This is a genomic window from Curtobacterium sp. MCLR17_051 (assembly GCF_003234395.1).
GTDB lineage: Bacteria > Actinomycetota > Actinomycetes > Actinomycetales > Microbacteriaceae > Curtobacterium > Curtobacterium flaccumfaciens.
On record NZ_QKTA01000007.1, the window covers coordinates 22,971 to 43,926 of the forward strand.

A 20,956-nucleotide genomic window follows, 5' to 3' on the forward strand; every position below is an offset into this window, starting at 1 on the left:
TGCGGGGCGCGGCCTGCGATCTGGGAGGATCGGGCGGGTGACGAGCGTGGCGGAAGCGAGCCGGGCCTCCAGGCGGGGGTTCCGCAGCCTGCTGACCGGACGGCGCAGCGCCTGGGCCGCGCCGCTGCTGATCTGGGCGGGCTCGCGGGTGGTCAGCACGGTGCTGCTGGCGACCGTGTACCTGCTGGCGACCGCGAACGGCTGGCCGTTCGCCTCGTACCGACAGGACCCCTCGTTCTTCACGTTCTCGGGCTCGTGGGACGCCTCGTTCTACCGGACCATCGCCGAGCACGGGTACCCGGCGATGCTGCCGGTCGACGACTCCGGGCACGTCCTGCCGAACGCGTGGGCGTTCCTGCCGGTGTTCCCCGCGGTCGTGCGGATCCTGATGACGCTGACCGGCGCCTCGTTCTGGGTCGCCGGGGTCGTGGTGGCGTCGATCGCTGGAGCGGGCGCCTGCGTGCTGCTGTACCGGCTGGTGCTCGCCGTCGGCTGCTCGCACCGGGCCCGCTGGGCGACAGCTCTGTTCGCGTTCGCGCCGACGGGGTTCCTGCTGCAGGTCGCCTACGCGGAGAGCCTGCTGCTCGTGCTGCTGTTCGGCGCGCTGCTGGCGCTTGTGCTGCGTCGGTACTGGCTGATCGCGCCGCTCGGTGTCGTGGCGGCGTTCACGAAGCCCGGGGTCCTCGCGCTGGCGCTGGCACTGGCCGTGCACCTGGTCCTGCGGTGGGTCGGAGCGCACCGCTCGGGGCGCGCTGCCGAAGTGTTCCCGTGGGGTGACCGGATCGCGATCGTGGTGACCGGCCTGGTCGTCGCGGCTGCGGGACTGGCGTGGCCCTTCATCGCGACGGCCGTGACGGGGCGGCCGAACGCCTACCTGGACACCGAGCTGTCGTGGTGGGTGGGGTTCGTCGGGCGGCAGCACTTCGCGCCGCTGACGCCGTGGTTCACGATGGCGTCGACGTGGCTCGGGCCGCTCGGCATCGTGCTCGTCGTCGTGGTGCTCGCCGGCGCGGTGTGGTTCTTCTCGCGCAGGAGCACCCGGGCCCTGGGGACCGACGTGCTCGCGTTCACGGCCTCCTACGGGCTGTACCTGGTGGCGGTGTTCCTGCCGCAGCAGTCGTTGCCGCGGTTGCTCATGCCGATGGCACCGTTGCTCGGATCGGACGTCTTCGTGGGGACACGGCGGCGGGCGGTGACGTGGCTGGTCGTCGGGGTGTGCCTGCAGCCGGTCGCGATCGTGCTGCTGTGGTTCCTCGGGTACCCGTGAGCGGCGCTGTCCGTCGGCGCTGCAAGACACCGGTGTTCGCCGGTTGAACACGCGCAGACCGCGGTGCGACGCGCGAACACCGGTGTCTTGCGGCCGCGACAGCGCTACGCGTCGAAGGTGTGGAACCAGGCCGATCCACCGGGGTGCTGCACCGTGATCATCTCGTCGAGGTCGCGGTAGGGGCCGTCCTGGTTGTGGCTCGCCGACTTGATGCGGATGGTGCCGTCGGGCTCGGTGAAGACCTCGGACACGATGGTGGTGTGGTCCGGTGACCCGTTGGCGTTCCAGTCGAAGAAGACGATGTCGCCGACCTGCACCTTGTCGCGCTCGTCCGACGAACGCCGGGTGAGTCCGAACTCGGCCGCGTTGGTCTCGAGCCACGGGTCCATCGTCGGGCAGTAGGTCCACGTCGCACTGTGCTCGGCACCGGCTGACCGGTTGTACCAGTCGGACCGCTGTTCCCACCCGCGGGCGATGAGCGTCTGGCTGACGTAGTTCGCGCAGTCGCCGCCGATCGGGTTCATCGTGCCGTACTCGGCGAGGTTGTAGTCCTTCCAGTACCGCATCGCGTAGGCGAGCTGCCGGTCGACGTCGGTCAGTGCGGCGTAGGCCAGGGTCGTCGAGGCGATCGCGCTGCCCGCAGCGGGCGTCGCGGCGGCGGTCGGGGTCGGCGTGGTGGTCGCCGTGTCCTGGGTTGCGCCGCTCTGCCCGTCGTTCGCGGCGCTGCCGTTGCCGTCGGAGGACTGGTTCGACGACGCGGTGGGCTCGATCACCGCGGTGAAGAGCGCGACGTCGGCGTCCCCGGCGGTGTACATCGCCTGGTGCGGGGCCGTGAAGGTCACCTTCGACGCGGTCGCCGTGACGTCGCGCGCAGCGACACCGCCGACGGTGACGCCCTTGACGGCGGCGAGTCCGGTCCCCGTCACGGTGATCGTGACGCCACCGGCGAGCGGGACCTGCGCCGGAGTGACGGCCTTCGCGACGGGCTTCGCCGTCGGGGTGGACGATGCGTCCCCACCCCCGGAGCTCCCACGCCCGCCGCCCGAGCCCTTGCCCGAGTCGCCGCCCTTGTCGCTGCCGGAGGAGCACGCCGCGACGGCGAGCCCGATCCCGGCGACGCCGGCGAGGGACAGGAGTGCGCGGCGGTTCATCGAGGCAGTCATGACACGACCAGCGTAAGCGACACCTCCGTCGTTCCGACACGGCATGATCGTCTTCGGGGCGAGCGTCCTCCGTGTCCCAGCGGACCCGTTCGGAAGGAACACACATGCCCGAGAGCCACGACTTCTTCGTCGCCACCGACCCCGAGACCGCCCGTGCCCAGGTGCGTGAGGCGCTGTCCCGCGAGGGCTACACCGTCGACGACGCCGAGCAGGGGGCACTCCGTGCGACCCGCGGCAGCCTCGGCCTGACGCTCCTCATCGGCGGCATGGCGAACGACCGCACGTTCCACACCCGCCTCGACGTGCAGATCATGATCGCCCCGGACGGCCGCACGGTCGCCCGACTGCTGCGCGGCTCGGGCAAGTCCGCGATCAAGGGTGGAGCGCTCGGCATCTCCCGCGGCAACCGTGCCTTCGAGCAGGCCGCGAACGCGATCCACACCACCTTCGCGCAGTCCGGCGTGCTGACGGAGAGCATCGCCGGCTGACACGTCGACGGCGGGGACGGGTGCGACGCGACCCACAGACGGACGGGAGGCCCGGTGCCAGCTGGCACCGGGCCTCCCGTCCGTCTGTGACTCGCGCTCGCCGTCAGGATGCGCGCCGATCCGCTCGCGAACCGTCGCAGATCGCGTGCCCCTGCGTCAGCTGCAGGACCAGTCGCGGTCGATCGCGGTCGAGTCGAACGGCGTCACGTACTGCGTCATCCTGATGGGTCCACCGAGCAGACGAGCGCCGGAGCAGGCCGCCTGAGCCTGGTCGAGACGGGCTGCACCGAGCGCGATCCAGCTCGGCAGCGGCCGCAGCGGACCCGATGCCGGGACGGTCCCCATGATCTTGTTGAACTGGTACGAGGTCGAGTAGACCCCGATCTGGGTCACTCCCGCGTCCTGCAGGGCCTTCGTCATGCCCTCGAGCGCAGCACGGTTCTGCCCGGCGTCCGAGGTGACGTACGACAGTCCGGTCTCGACGTCGAGCCACCAGCGGTACTGACCAGGATTGGTGACTCCGCGGGTGTTGGCTGCTTCGTAGGCGCGGGCGTACCCGTACATGTACGAGCACGCTGCCGTCGTCTTCCAGGTCGACTGCGCACCGGACTGCGGTGTGCAGGTGCCGTACGCCGTGGGCACAGCGACTGTCTGGCCGTTCGGCGCGAGGTTCGACGTCGGCCAGACCGAGGCTGCCCGTGCACCGGGGTTCGTGAAGAGCGAGTAGACCTGCGTCGTCGGCTGGGCGGTGCCCCCGGCGGAGGCCGCGGCCCAGCCGAGCTGCTGTTGCAAGCAGGGGTTCGTCGTGTTGGCCCGTTCACCGTTCACCCCGACGATCCCGAACGACTGGTCGCTGGGGACGGACTTGCCGCACTGCGGCCAGGAGATGTCCACGCCGGTCCCCGAACCGGTCGATCCATCGAGGAAGTACCCCACGACGTCGACGTAGACCGTTGCAGTCCCGCCGGACACCTTCGCCTGCACCTGTCCTCCGGCTGCGAGCGGCGCGATCAAGGCGTTCCCGATCGTCTGACCCTTGGCGTAGACCTGCGTCGGCACGCTCGAGGCCAGCCCCGCGCCGACGACGCGGAGTGATCCGCCGGTGCTTCCCTTGCCGACCTTCGCGTTGATGACCGCAGCGGTCGCATTGCGCGGGACACCTGCGGTGCCGGCGACGGTGACCTTCTTCGCGGTGGTCCCGGCAGCGACGGTCGCAGCTCGGACCGGGTGCGCGGGGACGAAGACCGAACCGTCGGCGTTCGGCGCGTAGTACCCGACCACGTCGGCGAGCACCCGTGCGGATCCGGAGGAGACTCGCGCCTGCACGGCGCCCCCGGAGAGCCTGACCGTGGTCGTGTTGGCGACGGTGATGCCCTTCTCGTACATCAACGAGACGACCCCGGCGTTGTTGCCGGACGGGGTGATCCGCAGCCGACCACTCGTTGCGGGGCGGGAGACGTCGGTCTGGAGCACCACTGCGGTGGCGTTCGCCGGAACACCCGCCTTCCCCGCGACCACGATCTTCTTCGCCGCGGTGGACACCGTTCCGTTCAGCACGTTCGTCGGCGGCAGCGGCGTGTACGTGGAACCGGATGCACTCGTGCCGTACCACCCCGCAACGTCGAGCGAAACGGTGGCCTTGCCCGCGGACACCTTCACCTGGGCCTTGCCCGAGGTGAGGCCGACCGTGGTCGTGCCGGAGATCGGCTGCCCCCGGCGGAAGTTCTGGATCGCGGGGCTCGCCGTGCTGCCGGCAGGGGCAACACTGACGTACCCGGCGGCGCTCGGAGCGTTCACCGTCGCGGTGAGCACGACAGCCGTGGCCGAAGCGGGGATGCCGTTCCTGCCGCCGAGGGTGACCGTCGTCGCGGTGCTCGTCGCGGTGCCGGACCAGGCTCGTGCCGGTGCGACGGGGGTGAACCGGCCGGTCGTCGGGGCCGCTGCCGATGCCGGCGCGACCGGACCGACGACGGCGAGCCCGGCGGCGACGGCGAGCACCGTGCCGATCGATGCGATGGCGGTCCTGAAGCGCACGTGTTCCCCCGTTTCCCGCGCCGGTCGGCGCACGGGGAGTCTAGGGCGGTGCGTTGGACAACACACCACCCCTGTCCGTGAACTGTGTCGAACGATCCACCTGAATCGGCCTGTGGAGGACGATCCCCTCGACACGACCGCCAACGACAGAACGGCCCGGAACCTGTGGGTTCCGGGCCGTTCTCGTGGTTGCTACCTGGTGGAGCTAAGGGGATTCGAACCCCTGACCTTCTCATTGCGAACGAGACGCGCTACCAACTGCGCCATAGCCCCAAGTGCTCGATCACACTAGCACCCTCGTTCGGCCCAGCCGAAATCGCAGGTGGGGCTTCGGGCGTGCCGCGGGTCAGACCGCGCGGCGCCGTCGCATGATCGCGTCGAGGTCGGCCTGCTGGTAGGCATCGTCGTCGAGGACACCCATGCCGGCCCACTTGCTCGGCGGCCCGGCAGGCTCGTCGGCGGGAGCAGGAGCAGCGGGAGCAGGAGCGCCAGGAGCAACGCCGGCCGACGCAGCAGGGGCGGCGGGGGCCCGGAGCCCGAGCCGTTCGGCCAGACGCCCCTGGTCGTGCGCGGACAGCGACGCCGCAGCCTCTTCGAGTTCGGGCCGCATCCGCGACACCCGCGCCAGCGACGGGTCGGACTCCCCGGCGCGGATCGCGGCAGCTTCGGCCTCGGCTTCCGCCTTGGCCGCGGCGACGCGCTCCTTCAGGCGGGCAGCGAGGTCCGCCGACGACTCGGGCGAGGCGGCCGGAGCAGCCGGCCGCTCCACGTAGAGGGGCTTCGGAACGTGGTTCGGGGTCCAGGAACGGTCTGCTGCGGGCTCGGCAGGCTGCTCGGTCGACAGGGGCGGCGCCGGGTCCGTCCAGGCGGTGGACGGCCGGGAGGCGCGGGTCGCGCCCGTCTCGGCGGCCGCGAGACGCTGCTTCCGCGCCGTCGCCACCTGGTGCAGCTGGGCCAGGACCGCTGCGGACCCGCCGGCGGCGACGAGGCCGGCGACACCGACGAGCCAGAGCGACGGTGCCGCGACGAAGACCACGAGGGCGATGACGACGCCGAGCGTGCCGAACAGGGTCGCCCCGAGCCGGGAACGGCGCATGCGCATCGCGGTCAGGGCCGGCACGGCGGACGCCCGCTCGAGCACCGGGGCCTGCTCGGCCAGGCGGCGGGTGATCTCACGCTGTCGCGCGGCTTCGTGGGCTCGGACGATGGCGGTGCGCTTGGCCTCTTCGGACCGGGCGACGCGCTGCGCCTGGGCGAGGGACTTCGCGTTCATCTCGATGCGGACCTCGTCCGGCAGCTCGGCGGTCTGCGCGAGGATCCGGAGGGTCTGCTGCAGCCGGATGGCGTTCCGCTCGGTGGCCAGGTACTGGCGGCGGGCGGCCCACGACGGCATCAGGTAGACGAGCCAGAGGACGGCCGCGACGAGCAGGACGATGCCGCCACCCCACGAGCCGATTCCTGCCATGCGAACACGGTAGGGGCGGCGGTTCCCGCGCCGCGTCATTGCCGGACGCGTGTTGCGCGTGTCGGGGCGGAATCCGTGGGAGGCGAGCCGCGCCTCCAGGCCCGTCAGACGCGGGACGTCAGATGCGGGGCGTCGTGTCCAGCGGCATCGCCGCCTCGTCGCGTGCGGCGAGCGGCACGGCCCCCACGCCGGGCGGCACCTGCCCCTGCACCCAGCGCTCGAGGACGCCCCCGCGGACCTCTTCGGCCACCAGCGCGAAGCAGAAGTGGTCGCGCCAGTCCCCGTTGATGTGGATGTAGCGGCGACGGAGTCCCTCGTACCGGAAACCGAGCTTCTCGACGACGCGCAGGCTCGGGGCGTTCTCCGGCCGGATGCAGATCTCGATCCGGTGCACGCCGAGCGAGCGGAAGCAGTGGTCGACGGCGAGGGCGACGGAGATCGGCGTCACGTTGTGGCCGGCGGCGTCCTCGACGACCCAGTAGCCGATGGAGGCGCTCGCGAGCGAGCCGTAGGAGATGCCGGAGACGTTGAGCTGCCCGACGAAGCGTCCGTCGAGCTCCATCGCGAACGGGAGTCCCAGTCCCGCGCGGGCGTTGGCCTGGAGCGCGCGGATGCTGCCCCGGACGTCGGTGGAGACGTGTCCGGAGGGGTTCGTGGCCTCCCAGGTGCGGAGCCACGAACGGTTCGTCGCGAGTGCCGCGTCGAGGTCGCGGGTGTCGCGGAGCCGGAGGGGCCGGATGGTGACCCGCCCGTGGGACAGGGTCGGGATCGTCGTCATCGCTGGGTTCCTCCGGGGTCCCGCCCCGGTGCGGGACGGGGTGTCCCGCCCGGGTCCGTGATCACCGGACCCGAGCGGGATGGCCGACTATTCGCCCGCGTTGAACTCCTTCAGCCACGACTTGAGGTCGGGGCCGAGGTCATCGCGGTCCGAGGCGAGCTGCACGATCGCCTTGATGTAGTCGAGTTTGTCACCCGTGTCGTACCGGCGTCCACGGAACACGACGCCGTACACGCCGCCGGTCCACTCTTCAGCGCTCGCCATCTTCATGAGCGCGTCGGTCAGCTGGATCTCGCCGCCCTTGCCCGGCTCCTGCTTCTCGAGGACGTCGAAGACCTCGGGACGGATGACGTAGCGGCCGATGATGGCCAGGTTCGAGGGCGCTTCGCCCTGCGGGGGCTTCTCGACGAGACCGGTGATCTTCACCACGTCGTCGGTGTCGGTCGGCTCGACCGTGGCGATGCCGTACAGGTGCGTCTGCGACTCGGGGACCTCGAGCAGGGCCACGATGGTGGCGTTCTTCTCGCCCTGGACCTCGATCATGCGCTGGAGCAGCGGGTCACGAGCGTCGATGATGTCGTCACCGAGGAGCACGGCGAACGGCTCGCGGCCGACGTGCATCTTCGCGCGGAGCACCGCGTGGCCGAGGCCGAGCGGGTCACCCTGTCGCACGTAGTGCATGTCGGCGAGGTCCGTCGACTGGTTCACCTTCTGCAGCTTCTCGTGGTCGCCCTTCTTGCGGAGGGTCTCCTCGAGCTCCGACACGTGGTCGAAGTGGTTCTCGAGCGCGTTCTTGTTGCGCCCGGTGATCATCAGCACGTCGGTCAGCCCGGCACCGACAGCCTCTTCCACCACGTACTGGATGGCCGGCTTGTCGACGACGGGGAGCATCTCCTTCGGCATCGCCTTGGTCGCGGGGAGGAAGCGGGTACCCAGCCCTGCGGCCGGGATCACCGCCTTCGAAATCTGGAAGCCCATGCTCAGACCGTATCCGATCCCCCTTTCGAGGGCATGTCGTCGCTCCGGGGGACACGGGACCCCGCGTGTTCCCGGCGGGAAGCCGCAACCGTGCCCCTCGGTAGACTCCTGCGCATGATCGCCGATCTCGGGAACGAGAAGCGCGCCCTGCGAGCCGAACTCCGGCAGCGGCGGCGCACCCGGACCACGACCGAACGCGACGCGGACACCGAGACCCTGACCGCGACCCTGCAGCGCTTCGTCGAGGAGCGCCAGGTGACGTCCCTCGCCCTGTACCTGTCCGCACCGGACGAGCCGAACGTGCGGCCGTTCCTGAACTGGGCGTTCGGGCAGGGCATCCGCGTGCTGCTGCCGATCACCCGCGAGGACGGCCTGCTCGACTGGGCCGTGGGCGACGGCGAGAGCGAGACCGAGAGCCTGCTCGGCCTGCCCGAGGTCGTCGGCGAGGTCCTGTCCCCGCTCGCGATCAACGACGTCGACGCGATCCTGGCCCCGGCGGCGGCGGTCGGGCACGACGGCGTCCGCATGGGCTGGGGGCGCGGCTACTACGACAAGACCCTCGGGTCCATGGCGAACCGTCCGCCCGTCTATGCTGTGATCTTCGACGCGGAGTACCTCGACGAGGTCCCGCGCGAACCCCACGACGAACCCGTTGACGGCATCATCACGCCGTCGCGCATCATCACGTTCCGGAGCTGACGTGCCCACCTACTCGTACCGTTGCACCGAGTGCGACAACGCGTTCGACATCAAGCAGTCCTTCTCCGACGCCACCCTGACGGAGTGCCCGGTCTGCGGCGGCGTCCTGCGCAAGGTGTTCTCCCCCGTCGGCGTGACCTTCAACGGCGGCGGCTTCTACCGCACCGACTCCCGCCCGGCCCCGAAGTCCGAGGGCTCGTCGAGCGCCCCGGCGAAGTCCGAGCCGAAGAAGTCCGAGCCGGCGAAGAAGGCCGAGTCGAAGCCCAGCGGCTCGAAGCCCGCCGCGTCCTGACGGGGTCTGCGCTCTCCGGATAGGTTGGGGCGCGTCGCCACTCGGCGGCCGTCCTCGACCCGGAAGGAGACCCTCGCATGAAGGGCTTCAAGGAGTTCCTGCTCCGCGGCAACGTCATCGACCTGGCCGTCGCAGTCGTCATCGGTGCGGCGTTCACCGCGATCGTCAGCACGATCGTCACCAGCCTCATCAACCCGCTCATCGGGGCGGTGTTCAACGCGTCGAGCCTGGACAAGGCGCTCATCGTCTACATCCCGACGGTGTCCGGCGGCAAGCCGGCGGAGATCCTCTTCGGCGCGATCATCGGCGCGGTCATCAACTTCGTCATCGTCGCCGCGGTCGTGTACTTCGCGCTCGTCGTGCCCGTCAACCACCTGAAGAAGGTGGCGTTCGAGCGCGTCAAGAACGACGAGCAGCAGACCCCACAGGACGTCCCCCCGACCGACGTCGAGGTGCTGCTCGAGATCCGCGACCTGCTCCGCCCGCAGAACGGCGCCGCGGCCAGCACGGGGGCGCACATCGCCCCGTCGAACGCCCCCGAGGGCCCCGGCATCGGCGGCTCGACGAAGCTCTAGCCCAGGCGCCTTCGCAAGACACCGGTGTTCCCGCTCTGCACACCCGCAAACCGCGGTGCGCAGCGTGAACACCGGTGTTTTGCGGAGAGGGCGGCCCGTCAGGCGGCGGGGACCGCGCGGCGCTTCGCGAACATCGCGACGGCGTACTGCGCGCCGGCGAGCACGTGCCCCGCGGTGCCGAGGTACACGAACACCAGGGCCACGACCCGGACCCACGGCGCGTTCTCGTCGACGGTGTGCACCGCGGAGAACAGCAGCACCGGCAGCCCGACGAACAGCAGCGCCGAGCGGATCTTGCCCGTCCACGTGACGTCCAGGTCCGGGTTGCCGTGGAACAGCACGCTCGACAGGACGACGAGCACCAGGTCGACGAGCACGACGACGGCCACCACCCACCAGGGCAGCAGGCCGACGAGCACCAGGGACAGCACGATCGCGATGATGGCCAGGCGGTCGGCGACGGGGTCGATGGCCTTGCCGAGCTTGGAGCCCTGGTCGAACTTGCGGGCGATGAAGCCGTCCGCCCAGTCGCTCACGCCGATCACGACGAGGGCGACGAGCGCCCACCCCGGGTGGCCGGCGACGACGAGGCCGATGAACACCGGGATCAGCACGAGGCGGAACAGCGTGATCAGGTTCGGCCAGGTCTGCCAGTCGGGGCGCTGCCGCGCGGTGTCAGTCATCACGGGCCAGGCTACCGGTTACCAGTGCGGGGGGACGTCGCGCCGGAGCTGGTCGTCGTTCTCACCGTCGCGGTGCCGCGCCGGTTCCGGTGGCGGCGTCGGGTCGTAGCCCGCCACCGGCTGGGTGGTGACGCGTCTGCGGCGCCGCACCGGGCCTCCCGGCTGGTCCGCCGTCTCGCCTCCGTCAGCGGCGGGACGGACGGGAGGCGCGGCTGACGACGCGTCGTCGACTCGCGTCCACGTGCCCACCAGCTGGTCCGTCTCCGGCGTCACCGGACCGGCGGGCCGCGAGGCCCGGCGGCTCATCGGCGCGCGGGGCCGATGCCGGGCACGACGGGATGGAGATCCTGCGTGCTCATCGGCGGGCGGGGATCGGCGGGATCGAGATCTCCTGCGTGGCACCGCGGTCGACCCCGAGCACGGACGCGACGGTGTCGGCGACGCGGTCCGGGTCGGAGAACAGCTGGAACGCGTGCACGCGCACGTAGTGCCAGCCGAGTCGGCGGAGGACCTCGGGGCGCAGGCGCAGGGACTCGCGCAGCGATCCCTTGACCAGCGACGCGTCGGTCTCGATCGTGACGCACACCCCGCCGTGCGCGGCGACGAGGCCGAGCTTGCCGCGGTGTCCGAGCGCGACCGGGATGCCACGCATCTCGAGGCGCCGGGCCAGGTCGACGAGCAGCGGGTCGGAGTCGTCCGGCACGTACTCAGCGGTGGTGCGGGCACGCACCTCGGCCAGGATCTCGGCGAGGGCGACGGTGCCGTGGCCCATGCGTTCGGCCTCGATGTCCGACGGCTGGAAGCAGGTGACGATGACCATCGAGCGACGCGCACGGGTCATGGCGACCGCCAGCAGCCGCTCGCCGCCGGGCTTGCCGAGCGGACCGAAGTCGCGCAGCACACGGCCGTGCGGGGTCCGGCCGTAGCCGATGGAGAACACGACGCGGTCGCGGCTCTGCGCCACCGACTGCTCGAGCGTCGCCACGATGAACGGCTCGGCACGGTCGCCGATGACGAACTCGGTCAGGTCCTTGTGGCCCTGGGCGGCGGTCAGCACGGCCTGCTCGACGCGCACGGCGTGCTTCGCCGACGCGGTGATGACCATGAGCGACTCGGTCGGACGGGTGCGGGCGTGGTCGATGACGAGGCGGACCACGCGGTCCACCTCGGCGTCGACGCTCTCGACGGCACCGGACTCGGGGTCGGGCACGGCCTTGCCGTCGCTGACGTAGTCGAGCGCGATCGAGCCGTGGCCGAGGAACGAGCCGGCCCACGGCAGGGACTCGATCTTGCCGCCGTAGAAGCGACGGTTCACGAGCTCGGCCAGGTCCTCGCCGCCGGCGCGGTACGACCGCGACAGGGACAGGGTCGGCAGCAGGGTGGACAGCTTCGCCAGGGCGGAGTCGGCGTGGAACGCGTCGAGCGTGCCCTCGTCGACCTGCAGCGCCCGGTGCTCGGGGTCCACGGCGATGCGGAACGGCGACGGCGTCTGGGTGACCGGGTCGCCGAACACGACGGTCTGCCGGGCACGTCGGACGGCACCGACGGTCTCGGCGATCGTCACGGCGCCGGCGTCGACCAGGATCACGGTGTCGAACGGCATCGTGTCGGCGATCTGCGGCACCTCGTACGGGCTGGCGAGCCAGACGGGTGCGATCGACCGGGACAGGTGCGGTGCGGAGTCCTGCAGCAGGCGCGAGGTGATCGCGCCGTCGCGGAGCTGGGTCTTGAGCGCAGTCGCTTCTTCGGGCCAGTCGACGAGACCGACCTTCCAGTTCTCGGCGAGCTGCCACGCCAGGCCCTGGGAGACCCCGGCCGCGTGGGCGTCGTCCACCAGGCGGAAGTCGGCCTCGACCCGGTCGAGCATGTCGGTGTTCGCGCCGAGCAGCGCCCGGTCGGACTCGAGCATGGTCTCGAGAGCGGACTGCCACCAGGCGAGCTCGAGCTCGGCCGGCACCTGCACGTCCGGCACGTGCCGGTTCGCCAGGTCGGTGATGAGCGGTTCGAGCTGCAGGTCGCGCAGGGTCTGCATGAGCTCGGTGCGCTCCTGCAGGTTGTGCAGGACGTCGGACTCGGCGGCGAGCTCGGCGATGGTCGGGACGAGCTGGTCGACCGGGGTGTTCGCGAGCTGGCGGTCACGCTCGGTGCGACCCAGCGGCTCGTCGAGGCGCGCGAGGTCCTCGGCGACGTTCGAGAACAGCACCTGGACGTCGGCGATGCCGGTGGGCACCTCGGGGTTCACGCCGGCGGCCACGTAGCGCTGCCAGAGCACCCGCTGCTGCTGGACGCGGGTCAGGGCCTCGTGCAGGTCGGACACGTGCACGCCCGGACGGACGTACTCGCGGGCGAGCTTCTTGAGCCGGCGACGGTTCGTCGACGACATCGGAGCGCCCTCGCCGCGGGGGGCGGTGGCGGCCACGAGCTCGGACACCGAGCGGTCGAAGACCACCGGCAGGAAGCGGTCGAGCGTGTCACGGATCTCGGTGAGCAGACGCAGGTAGATGCCGAGCTCGTTGATCGTCGTGAACTGGCGCATGTGCGTCGAGCTCACCAGGTCGTGGGCGCGGCGGAGCAGGGTCGGCAGGCCGTCGGCGTCGAGGTCCTTCGCGATGCGGTGCGCACGCTGGGCACCGTCGCTCGAACCGAACTTCGCGCCGTACCAGGGCGAGTCGTCGGGGCCGTAGCGGAACTCACCGAGGTTCGCGGCGCTGACCATCGTCTCGGCGACGCGCGAGCGGCCCTCGACCATCGAGGCGACGGACTGCTTCGACAGGCGCGCGGTGGTCGACGGGGCGACGGGCAGCAGCGACAGGCGCGACAGCTCCACCAGGCAGTCGAGCACCGAGACGCCGAAGTCGGGGTCCTTGCGGGTGAGCGAACCGCGGTAGTCCTTGAGCACCTTGCGCAGGCGGACCAGGGCGTCGTCGACCTCGCGGAGGTTCGGACGCGCGGCCTTCTCGTTCCGGGCGATCGCACGGACGACGTCACGGCGCAGGGTCGACGGCGTGACCGCGACCCCGGGCAGCTGGACCTCGCCGAAGCGAGCGGCGATGCCCCGCAGCGTGGCGCGGCGCGGGCTCACGACGAGCACGCGCTTGTTCGCGGCGACCAGGCCGCCCAGGGCGTTCACGATGGTCTGGGTGCCACCGGTGCCGGGCAGGGTCTTCACGACGATGGAGTTGCCGGCCGTGATCTGCGCGATCACGTTCTCCTGCTCGTCGTCGGCGTCGAGCAGGAGCGTGTCGGTCTCCGGGCTGCGCTCGTCCGACGGGGTCTGCTCGACCGGGTGGTAGGACTGCTCGACCTGCCACTTCGCGCTCGGGTTGCCGGCGAGGGCGTCGAGCACGGGGTGCGACAGGTCCCCGGTGTCCTCGACCATGCCGGTGGCGACCTCGGCGAAGGTGGACACCACGAGTCGGGCGTGCACCGAGAAGCCGGGGATGTGCGCAGTCAGGCCACGCAGGCGGTCGATGACGGGGTTCGGCGTGAAGGAGCCGTCCTGCTGCGCGAGGGCCACGAAGGACTGCGCGTCGAGGATGACCCCGAACTGCTCGTGCAGCGCGTCGGCGAGGCCCGGGTTGAGCACCGGTTCGCCGAGCAGGCGCACCTCGAAGTCGCGTCCGTGCCGGCGGATCGCCAGGGGGCGCAGGAGCACCGGGCCGCGGAACTGCTCGTCGCCGTGCTTCCAGTCGGCCATGCCGATGCCGAGCTTCACGGCGTCGATGCCGCGCACGGTGGCGAGCTCGGTGCCCTTCGCCTCGACGTGTCCGGCGGCCACGCGGGCGGCACGGAGCGCCACCTCGTCGCGGATCAGGCTGGACAGCAGGGTCGTCTTGCCGGTGATGAACTGCGCGAGACCGCCCGGGTGGGTGGTCGAGAGCTCGATGCGGGCGCGCGGGTGGTCGCTGAAGTGCGTGAGCGGGCTCGTGCCGCCGACGCCGGTCAGCTGGGTGCGCCAGCCGTCCCACGTCGGTTCGGCCGCGTTGCCGGCCTGCAGCCGCGGGTCGCCGAGGCTGATCGCCTGCGGGCTCGTCATCTGCAGCTCCGGGCGGAGCGTGCGGTCCGGCTCGTCGTCGGTCCGTTCCTGGTCCACGTCCTGCTGCTCGTCTCGATCGTCGTCGGGGCGCGCGCGGGCACCCTCGACGGGGACGTCGTCGTTCACGTCGTCCTCACCGTCGGTCACCCTGTCCGCTCGCCACACATCCGACACTGTAGGCGGAACCGGACGGCCTCTCTGGCAATGAACCGAGGTTTCGGGGTTTCCGCACGGACGTGACCGCCGTCCGGCCCGCCGTGCGCCACCGTCCGACCCGACGTGCGGCGCGCCCGATCCGACGGCGGCCCCGTCCGGTGTGGTACCAACGGGGCATGGCCATCGACGACCGCACCGCTCCGTCCACCCCCACGCCGAACCGGCGTCGATCGGTCCCCGCCGAGATCTCACGGTCGTGGCTGCTGGTGTCCGGCACCGCCACCGACCGGTTCGACAAGTCCCAGCGCTCCCGCGCCGACCAGATCATCCTGGACATCGAAGACGCCGTCGACCCCGCCGCGAAGCCCTCGGCCCGGCAGGGCGTCGCCGCCTGGCTCGCCGGCGGTGGCGAGGCCTGGGTGCGCATCAACGACGTCACGACGGACTTCTGGGCGGACGACGTCGAGGAGCTCCGCGGCCTGCCCGGGCTGCAGGGCGTCATGCTCGCCAAGACCGAGTCCCCCGCCCAGGTCACCGACACCTGGCACCGGCTCGGCGGCCAGACGCCGGTGATCGCCCTGGTCGAGTCGGCCCTGGGCATCGAGGAGTCGGTGTCGATCGCCAAGGCGCAGGGCGCGTTCCGCCTGGCCTTCGGTTCCGGGGACTACCGCCGCGACACCGGGACCAGCGCCGACACGCTCGCGATGGCGTACCCGCGGTCGAAGCTGGTCGTCGCCTCGCGCGTCGGCGACCTGCCGGGCCCGATCGACGGCCCCACGGTCGGGTCGTCGCACCCGATCCTCCGCGAGCAGTCGCAGGTGGCCGTGTCGCTCGGCCTCACCGGCAAGCTCTGCCTGGACACCGAGCAGCTCCCCGTCATCAACGAGGTCATCTCCCCCACGCCGACCGACGTCGCCTGGGCGCAGGACTTCCTCGACGACTTCGAGGCCCGCGGCCGGGTCATCCGCGATGGTTCCGACCTGCCGCGGCTCGGTCGGGCGCAGAAGATCCAGCGGCTCGCACAGGCGTTCGGGGTCGAGGCGCGGTAGGACTGCACGCATGACCTGGTCCAACGTCCCCGGCCCTCCGCCGCAGTCCTCCTCCGGTCCCACGGACGCGCAGCGCGCGGCGTGGGAGCGCGGTGGCACCACGCTGTTCCCGCCGGCGAAGCTCGCCGACCGGATCTCGACGGTGCTGCTCCTGGTGTTCGGCGCCGTCATGACCGCGATCACGGCGGTCGTCGGCATCGTGGCGATCGCCTCGGCCACGGCGGAGTGCGACGCCTCGTCGGGCTGCACGCCCGGCGGGTACTTCGGTGGCACGGCCATCGCGGTCGGTGGTGCCTTCGTCATCGGGGTCGCCACGATCGTGCTGTCGATCGGCGCGTGGATCCGGCGGAAGCCGTCGTGGTGGATCGCCGCGATCGGCTTCGTGCTCGCGATCGTCGTCATCGTGTGGGGCGGGGTCGTCTTCGCGAACGCCGTCGACAGCGGATCCGCCTCGTCGTCGGTGTCCGCCAGCGCCTGACCGACACCACGCTTCCGACAGGACACGCGTCGATCGACGCGTGTCCTGTCCGAGAACGCGTGTGCGTTCCGGCCTGGAGGCGCGAAGGCGGGGCCGCCACGCGCCTCCAGTCCGCCTGTCGGTCACGGCCACGGCGTGACCACCTGGGCGTGCGAGCGCACCCCCGGCGCATGCTGGGCCGATGAAGCAACGAGTCATCGGAGACGTGTCCGTCAGTGCCATCGGTCTGGGCGGGATGCCCATGTCGATCGAGGGCCGACCGGACGAGCGTCAGTCCATCGCCACGATCCACGCAGCGCTCGAGAACGGTGTCACGCTCATCGACACCGCCGACGCCTACCACCTGGGCGGCCACGACGAGGTGGGGCACAACGAGGAGCTCATCGCGCGGGCCGTCCGGGAGTTCCACGACGACACCTCGGACGTCCTCATCGCGACGAAGGGCGGACACCTGCGCCCCGAAGCCGGCAACTGGGCACAGAACGGGCACCCGGAGTACCTGAAGGAGGCGGCGAAGGCCTCGGCGAAGCGGCTCGGCGTCGAGCAGATCGGCCTGTACCAGTTCCACCGCCCCGACCCGGCAGTGCCGTACGCCGACTCGATCGGGGCGCTCGCCGAGCTGCTCGACGAGGGCGTCATCCGGATGGCGGGCATCTCGAACGCCGACCCGGACCAGATCCGCACCGCGAACGAGGTGCTCGGCGGACGCCTGGCGTCGGTGCAGAACCAGTACTCGCCGAAGTTCCGGTCGAGTGAGCCGGAACTCGAGCTGTGCGACGAGCTCGGCATCGCGTTCCTGCCGTGGAGCCCCCTCGGTGGCATCGGGAGCGCGGCGGACCTCGGCACGGCGTTCGAGGACTTCGCGTACATCGCCCGCGACCGTGGGGTCACCCCGCAGGTCATCGCCCTGGCGTGGGAGCTGCAGAAGAGCGACGTCGTCGTGCCGATCCCCGGTGCGTCGCGGCCGCAGTCGATCCTGAACTCGATCACGGCGCCGACCGTGCGGCTGCGGCCGGAGGACGTCGCACGCCTCGACGCCTCGCAGCCCGCGGCCGTCTGACGCCCGTTCCCCCGACGGGGGAAGCACGACGCCCCGCCGTTCCTGGTCCAGGAGCGGCGGGGCGTCGTCGTGCGTGGCCGGGCGTGTGCCCGCTCAGCTCTTGGCGGGGCAGACCGCCGAGACCTGGTCGAGCGTGGTCTGCACCTCGGACTGGGCCTTCGTGACCTCGGTGGAGTCCTCGGCCGCGCCGGAGCGGATGGCCGAGCTGTAGCCCTTGGCCGCGCCGGAGAAGTCCTCGAACGTGTCGTGCACCTGGTCGTTCGAGACCTTCGTCAGCGCCGAGTCGATGCGCTGGACGAACTCGTCGACGAGCGCCGCACGGGCCTTCGGCTCGGCCGGGGCGGAGCTCGAACCCTGCTCCTTGAGGAACGACGCGAGTTCGTTCTCGAGCAGCGAGCAGGCTTCCTGCTTGGTCTGGGCGGGTGCTGCTGCGGCGGTCTTCGAGGCCGACGGGGCGCTGGACGAGCCCGAGTCGCCGCTGGAGGAGCCGCCGTCGGACGAACCGCCGTCGCCGCCCGAGCAGCCGGCGAGCAGCGTGAGCGCGAGGCCGGCGGTGGCGAGCGCCGTGAGGGTACGGCGCATCAGGAGTTGCACTCCTTCTGGAACGCGTTGCCGGCGTCCTGCACCTTGGTGCTGGACTTCGTCAGGGCCGAGACGTCGGCAGACTGCGGGTCGTCGGCGATGTCCTCGATGTCGTCGACCAGGTCGCCGTACGCCTCTTCGAAGGCGTCGCCCTTGGCCTTCAGGTCGTCGTCCGACAGGTCGTCGACGCCGTCGGAGATCTTCTCGTCGAGCTCCTTGAGCTTCGTGACGGCGGCGTCCGGGTCGGACTGCAGGTTCGCGGCCTCGGACTGGACGCCCTGGGCGGCGGACTTGACGGTCTTCTCGAACTGCGTGCACTGCTCGGCCTTGGACGGCCCGGTCGAGCAACCGGCGAGCAGCGTGAGTGCGAGGCCGGCGGTGGCCAGCGCGATGAGCTTCTTGGGCATGGTGGAGAGTCCCCCTCGATCTGTCCGCACTCCCCCGGATGAGGTGCAGATCCGTCATCGAGCGTACAGGGAACATCCACAGGGGGACCGGCCGGGTTGTGGGCGACCGGCACCCGGCCGAAGGCACGTGGCGCGTACCGTCGAGGGCATGCGAGCCATCACGTTCGACGACGCTTCCATGTCCGTCACCGACCTGCCCGACCCGGAACCCGGTAGGGACGAGGTCCTGATCGAGGTCGCCGCTGCCGGCGTCAACAACGCCGACCTGCAGCAGCGCGCGGGGAACTACCCGCCGCCGCCCGGAGCCTCGCAGATCCTCGGGCTCGAGGTCTCCGGCACCGTGCGGGCCGTCGGTGCGGGCGTCACGACCGTGGCGGTGGGCGACCGGGTGTGCGCGCTGCTCTCCGGCGGCGGGTACGCGGCACTCGTGGTCGCGCCGGTCACGCAGGTGCTGCCGGTCCCCGATGGCGTCGACCTGGTCGAGGCGGCCGGGCTGCCCGAGGCCGCCTGCACCGTCTATTCCAACATCGGCATGCTCGCCGGGCTCCGACCGGGGCAGACGCTCCTGGTGCACGGCGGTACCGGCGGCATGGGGTCACACGCGGTGCTGTGGGCGAAGGCCCTCGGTGCGACGGTGATCGCGACGAGCGGCGGCGACCGCAAGGTCGCCGCGTCCCGTGAGCTCGGCGCCGACCTGGTGGTCGACCACCGCACCGAGGACTTCGTGGAGCGCGTCATGGCGTTCACCGACGGTGTCGGCGTCGACGTGGTGCTCGACATCGTCGGACCGTCCTACCTGGAGCGGAACCTGCAGGCCCTCGCCCCGAACGGGCACATCGCGGTCATCGCCTCGGGCAGCGGCCGCACCGCCGAGCTCGACTTCGGGGTGCTGATGCGGAAGCGCGCGACGATCAGCGGCACGACCCTGCGCGCACGGCCGCTCGCCGAGAAGGCCGCGATCGTCGAGGCGGTCCGCTACAACGTATGGCCGCTGGTCGCCGACGGCCGGGTGCGCCCGGTCATCGACTCGGTGCTGCCCCTGGCCGAGGTCGAGGAGGCCCACCGCCGCGTGCGCGACGGCGAGGTGATCGGCAAGGTGCTGCTGACGCCCTAGGCGTGCACGCGGGCGAGGAACTCGACGAGCGCCGGGTGCTGCGGGTGGTCGAGGACGTCGGCGGGGGAACCCTGTTCGACGACCTCGCCGCGGTGCAGGAACACGATCCGGTCGGCGACGTTCCGCGCGAAGTGCATCTCGTGCGTCGTCATCAGGATCGTCGAACCCTGCCGCTTCAGCTCGGTGACCAGGTCGAGCACCTCGCCCACGAGCTGCGGGTCGAGGGCGCTCGTGACCTCGTCGAGCAGCAGGAGTTCCGGGTCCGACGCGATCGCCCGGACGATCGCGACGCGCTGCTGCTGCCCGCCGGACAGGCGGTCGGGGTACGCATCGGCGAACGAAGCGAGGCCGATCCGGTCGAGCAGCCGGCGCGCGGTGTCCTCGGCCTGGGCCCGTCCGATGCCGTGCACCTGGCGGGAGGCGAGCGTGACGTTGTCGAGCACGCTCATGTGCGGGAACAGGTTGAACTGCTGGAACACCACGCCGATGCGCGCCCGCACGGCGTCGACGGCGACGCGCGGGTCGGCGATGTCCGTGCCCTGCAGCAGGATCTCGCCGTCGTCGATGCCCTCGAGCAGATTGACCGTCTTGAGCAGCGTCGACTTGCCGGAGCCCGAAGCCCCGATGACGCAGATGACCTGGTGCCGGTGGACCGTCAGGTCGATCCCGCGCAGGACCTCGTGCTCGCCGAAGGCCTTGCGCAACCCGCGCAGTTCGAGGACCGCGGCGTCCGTACCGGACGCACCACGGGCCTCCAGGCCGGCCTCGCTCATACGGTCCCTCCGATCTGCTCGCGCCGCTGCTGGCGACGCGCGATCGCGTCCGTGACGCGGATCAGCGGCAGGCTGATCACCACGAACAGCAGCCCGGCGACGAAGTACGGCGTGAAGTTGTAGGTCTCGGCCTGCGCGATCTGGGCGGAGCGGACCGCGTCGACGGCCCCGAGGATCGACACCAGACCGACGTCCTTCTGCATCGACACGAAGTCGTTCATCAGCGCCGGGGTGACCTTGCGGATCGCCTGCGGCAGCACCACGAGCCGCAGTGTCTTGGCGTGCGAGAGTCCAAGCGACCGGGCGGCCAGGCGCTGCGAGGGGTGCACGGCCTCCATGCCGGCGCGGAGCACCTCGGCGATGTACGACGAGTAGGTCAGGGTGATCGCGATCGTGCCCCAGACCTCGGCGGGGAGCCGCGGGAACACCCCGAGCCCGGGGATGCCGTAGCCCACCAGGTAGAGCACGATGATGAGCGGCAGGCCACGGAACAGGTCCGTGTAGCCGGTCGCGAGCATCCGCAGCGGGAAGAACACCGGGTTGCGCAGGCCGCGGACGACCGCGAGCAGCGTGCCGAACACGGCGACGCCGATGGCGCTGAAGAACAGGATCCGGACGTTCAGCCAGAGGCCCAGCAGGATGTCCGGGAACGTGTCGACCGCGGTCTGCGGGTCGAAGAACGACTGCTGCACCGCCGCCCAGCCGGGGGTGTTCACGACGCCGAAGTACACGACGGCGAGCACGACCAGGGTGGAGACGACCGACACCACGACCGAGCGACGGCCACGCTGGCGGCGGTAGAGCCGACGCTCGAGCTCGACCTGGCTCGGCGCGGGTGCGGCGACCGGAGTGCCGGCCCCTGCTGGCAGGGTCATCCGG

At 71.2% G+C, this 20,956-nt stretch carries 20 protein-coding genes and 1 tRNA gene; 9 read left to right on the forward strand and 12 right to left on the reverse strand.

The window, feature by feature from the left end; translation table 11 throughout:
* Positions 1-37 precede the first annotated feature (37 nt).
* Positions 38-1,267 carry a hypothetical protein gene (locus tag DEJ06_RS07960; RefSeq protein WP_181436803.1) on the forward strand — a complete coding sequence of 410 codons (1,230 nt, stop codon included), beginning with the start codon at positions 38-40 and terminating at the stop codon, positions 1,265-1,267.
* Between the two features lie 104 nt (positions 1,268-1,371).
* On the opposite strand, the gene DEJ06_RS07965 is transcribed toward DEJ06_RS07960, so the two are convergent.
* Positions 1,372-2,430, reverse strand: a complete 1,059-nt coding sequence (locus DEJ06_RS07965; protein ID WP_258372454.1) for an amidase domain-containing protein — start codon at positions 2,428-2,430, stop codon at positions 1,372-1,374.
* 104 nt (positions 2,431-2,534) lie between these two features.
* Between DEJ06_RS07965 and DEJ06_RS07970 the strand changes: the two genes are divergently transcribed.
* On the forward strand, positions 2,535-2,918 hold the full coding sequence (locus tag DEJ06_RS07970; protein WP_071405149.1) for a hypothetical protein: 384 nt from the start codon (positions 2,535-2,537) through the stop codon (positions 2,916-2,918).
* Positions 2,919-3,074: 156 nt separating this feature from the next.
* On the opposite strand, the gene DEJ06_RS07975 is transcribed toward DEJ06_RS07970, so the two are convergent.
* The 5 genes from DEJ06_RS07975 to galU form a co-directional block, all read right to left on the reverse strand.
* Positions 3,075-4,952: a hypothetical protein gene (locus DEJ06_RS07975; protein WP_111038983.1), complete on the reverse strand. Its 1,878-nt coding sequence runs from the start codon at positions 4,950-4,952 to the stop codon at positions 3,075-3,077.
* Between the two features lie 197 nt (positions 4,953-5,149).
* A tRNA-Ala gene (locus DEJ06_RS07980) sits at positions 5,150-5,225 on the reverse strand.
* 73 nt (positions 5,226-5,298) lie between these two features.
* Positions 5,299-6,417: a hypothetical protein gene (locus tag DEJ06_RS18235; protein WP_181436804.1), complete on the reverse strand. Its 1,119-nt coding sequence runs from the start codon at positions 6,415-6,417 to the stop codon at positions 5,299-5,301.
* Between the two features lie 118 nt (positions 6,418-6,535).
* Positions 6,536-7,195 carry a GNAT family N-acetyltransferase gene (locus tag DEJ06_RS07990; RefSeq protein ID WP_110865431.1) on the reverse strand — a complete coding sequence of 220 codons (660 nt, stop codon included), beginning with the start codon at positions 7,193-7,195 and terminating at the stop codon, positions 6,536-6,538.
* An 87-nt stretch (positions 7,196-7,282) separates the two neighbouring features.
* Positions 7,283-8,173, reverse strand: coding sequence for a UTP--glucose-1-phosphate uridylyltransferase GalU (galU, locus tag DEJ06_RS07995; RefSeq protein WP_027466560.1), 891 nt, complete (start codon positions 8,171-8,173; stop codon positions 7,283-7,285).
* Between the two features lie 114 nt (positions 8,174-8,287).
* Between galU and DEJ06_RS08000 the strand changes: the two genes are divergently transcribed.
* From DEJ06_RS08000 to mscL, 3 genes are all read left to right on the forward strand, one after another.
* Entirely contained in the window at positions 8,288-8,872 is a 585-nt protein-coding gene (locus tag DEJ06_RS08000; RefSeq protein ID WP_111024332.1) for a 5-formyltetrahydrofolate cyclo-ligase, read from the forward strand.
* Position 8,873: 1 nt separating this feature from the next.
* On the forward strand, positions 8,874-9,164 hold the full coding sequence (locus DEJ06_RS08005) for an FmdB family zinc ribbon protein (RefSeq protein WP_111030707.1): 291 nt from the start codon (positions 8,874-8,876) through the stop codon (positions 9,162-9,164).
* 77 nt (positions 9,165-9,241) lie between these two features.
* Complete coding sequence (gene mscL, locus DEJ06_RS08010) at positions 9,242-9,739, forward strand: large conductance mechanosensitive channel protein MscL (protein WP_111038984.1); 498 nt, start codon at positions 9,242-9,244, stop codon at positions 9,737-9,739.
* Between the two features lie 98 nt (positions 9,740-9,837).
* Here mscL and DEJ06_RS08015 read toward each other — a convergent pair whose 3' ends face one another.
* Complete coding sequence (locus DEJ06_RS08015) at positions 9,838-10,422, reverse strand: CDP-alcohol phosphatidyltransferase family protein (RefSeq protein WP_051596961.1); 585 nt, start codon at positions 10,420-10,422, stop codon at positions 9,838-9,840.
* 355 nt (positions 10,423-10,777) lie between these two features.
* Positions 10,778-14,605, reverse strand: a complete 3,828-nt coding sequence (locus tag DEJ06_RS08025; protein ID WP_111038986.1) for an ATP-binding protein — start codon at positions 14,603-14,605, stop codon at positions 10,778-10,780.
* A 185-nt stretch (positions 14,606-14,790) separates the two neighbouring features.
* Here DEJ06_RS08025 and DEJ06_RS08030 point away from each other — a divergent pair, with 185 nt between their 5' ends.
* The 3 genes from DEJ06_RS08030 to DEJ06_RS08040 all read left to right on the forward strand — a co-directional run bounded on the left by DEJ06_RS08030 (position 14,791) and on the right by DEJ06_RS08040 (position 17,201).
* On the forward strand, positions 14,791-15,663 hold the full coding sequence (locus tag DEJ06_RS08030; protein ID WP_111038987.1) for a CoA ester lyase: 873 nt from the start codon (positions 14,791-14,793) through the stop codon (positions 15,661-15,663).
* 10 nt (positions 15,664-15,673) lie between these two features.
* Positions 15,674-16,141 (forward strand): DUF6264 family protein, encoded by a 468-nt coding sequence (locus DEJ06_RS08035; RefSeq protein WP_111038988.1) that lies wholly within the window; start codon positions 15,674-15,676, stop codon positions 16,139-16,141.
* A gap of 181 nt (positions 16,142-16,322) precedes the next feature.
* Positions 16,323-17,201 (forward strand): aldo/keto reductase, encoded by an 879-nt coding sequence (locus DEJ06_RS08040; protein WP_071244093.1) that lies wholly within the window; start codon positions 16,323-16,325, stop codon positions 17,199-17,201.
* Between the two features lie 93 nt (positions 17,202-17,294).
* Here the strand turns inward: DEJ06_RS08040 and DEJ06_RS08045 are convergent, their stop codons facing one another.
* Complete coding sequence (locus tag DEJ06_RS08045; RefSeq protein WP_111038989.1) at positions 17,295-17,783, reverse strand: hypothetical protein; 489 nt, start codon at positions 17,781-17,783, stop codon at positions 17,295-17,297.
* Positions 17,783-18,190 (reverse strand): hypothetical protein, encoded by a 408-nt coding sequence (locus tag DEJ06_RS08050; RefSeq protein ID WP_071404030.1) that lies wholly within the window; start codon positions 18,188-18,190, stop codon positions 17,783-17,785. Before DEJ06_RS08050 ends, DEJ06_RS08045 begins: the two co-directional genes overlap by 1 nt.
* A gap of 148 nt (positions 18,191-18,338) precedes the next feature.
* Here DEJ06_RS08050 and DEJ06_RS08055 point away from each other — a divergent pair, with 148 nt between their 5' ends.
* The gene (locus DEJ06_RS08055; protein ID WP_111039056.1) at positions 18,339-19,304 is read left to right on the forward strand and encodes an NAD(P)H-quinone oxidoreductase; all 966 of its coding nucleotides are present in this window, start codon (positions 18,339-18,341) and stop codon (positions 19,302-19,304) included.
* Here the strand turns inward: DEJ06_RS08055 and DEJ06_RS08060 are convergent.
* Both DEJ06_RS08060 and DEJ06_RS08065 read right to left on the reverse strand, forming a co-directional pair.
* Positions 19,301-20,077, reverse strand: coding sequence for an amino acid ABC transporter ATP-binding protein (locus tag DEJ06_RS08060; RefSeq protein ID WP_071404032.1), 777 nt, complete (start codon positions 20,075-20,077; stop codon positions 19,301-19,303). The two genes, DEJ06_RS08055 and DEJ06_RS08060, sit on opposite strands and share 4 nt — an antisense overlap.
* Entirely contained in the window at positions 20,074-20,952 is an 879-nt protein-coding gene (locus tag DEJ06_RS08065; protein ID WP_071404033.1) for an amino acid ABC transporter permease, read from the reverse strand. Before DEJ06_RS08065 ends, DEJ06_RS08060 begins: the two co-directional genes overlap by 4 nt.
* Between the last annotated feature and the right edge of the window lie 4 nt (positions 20,953-20,956).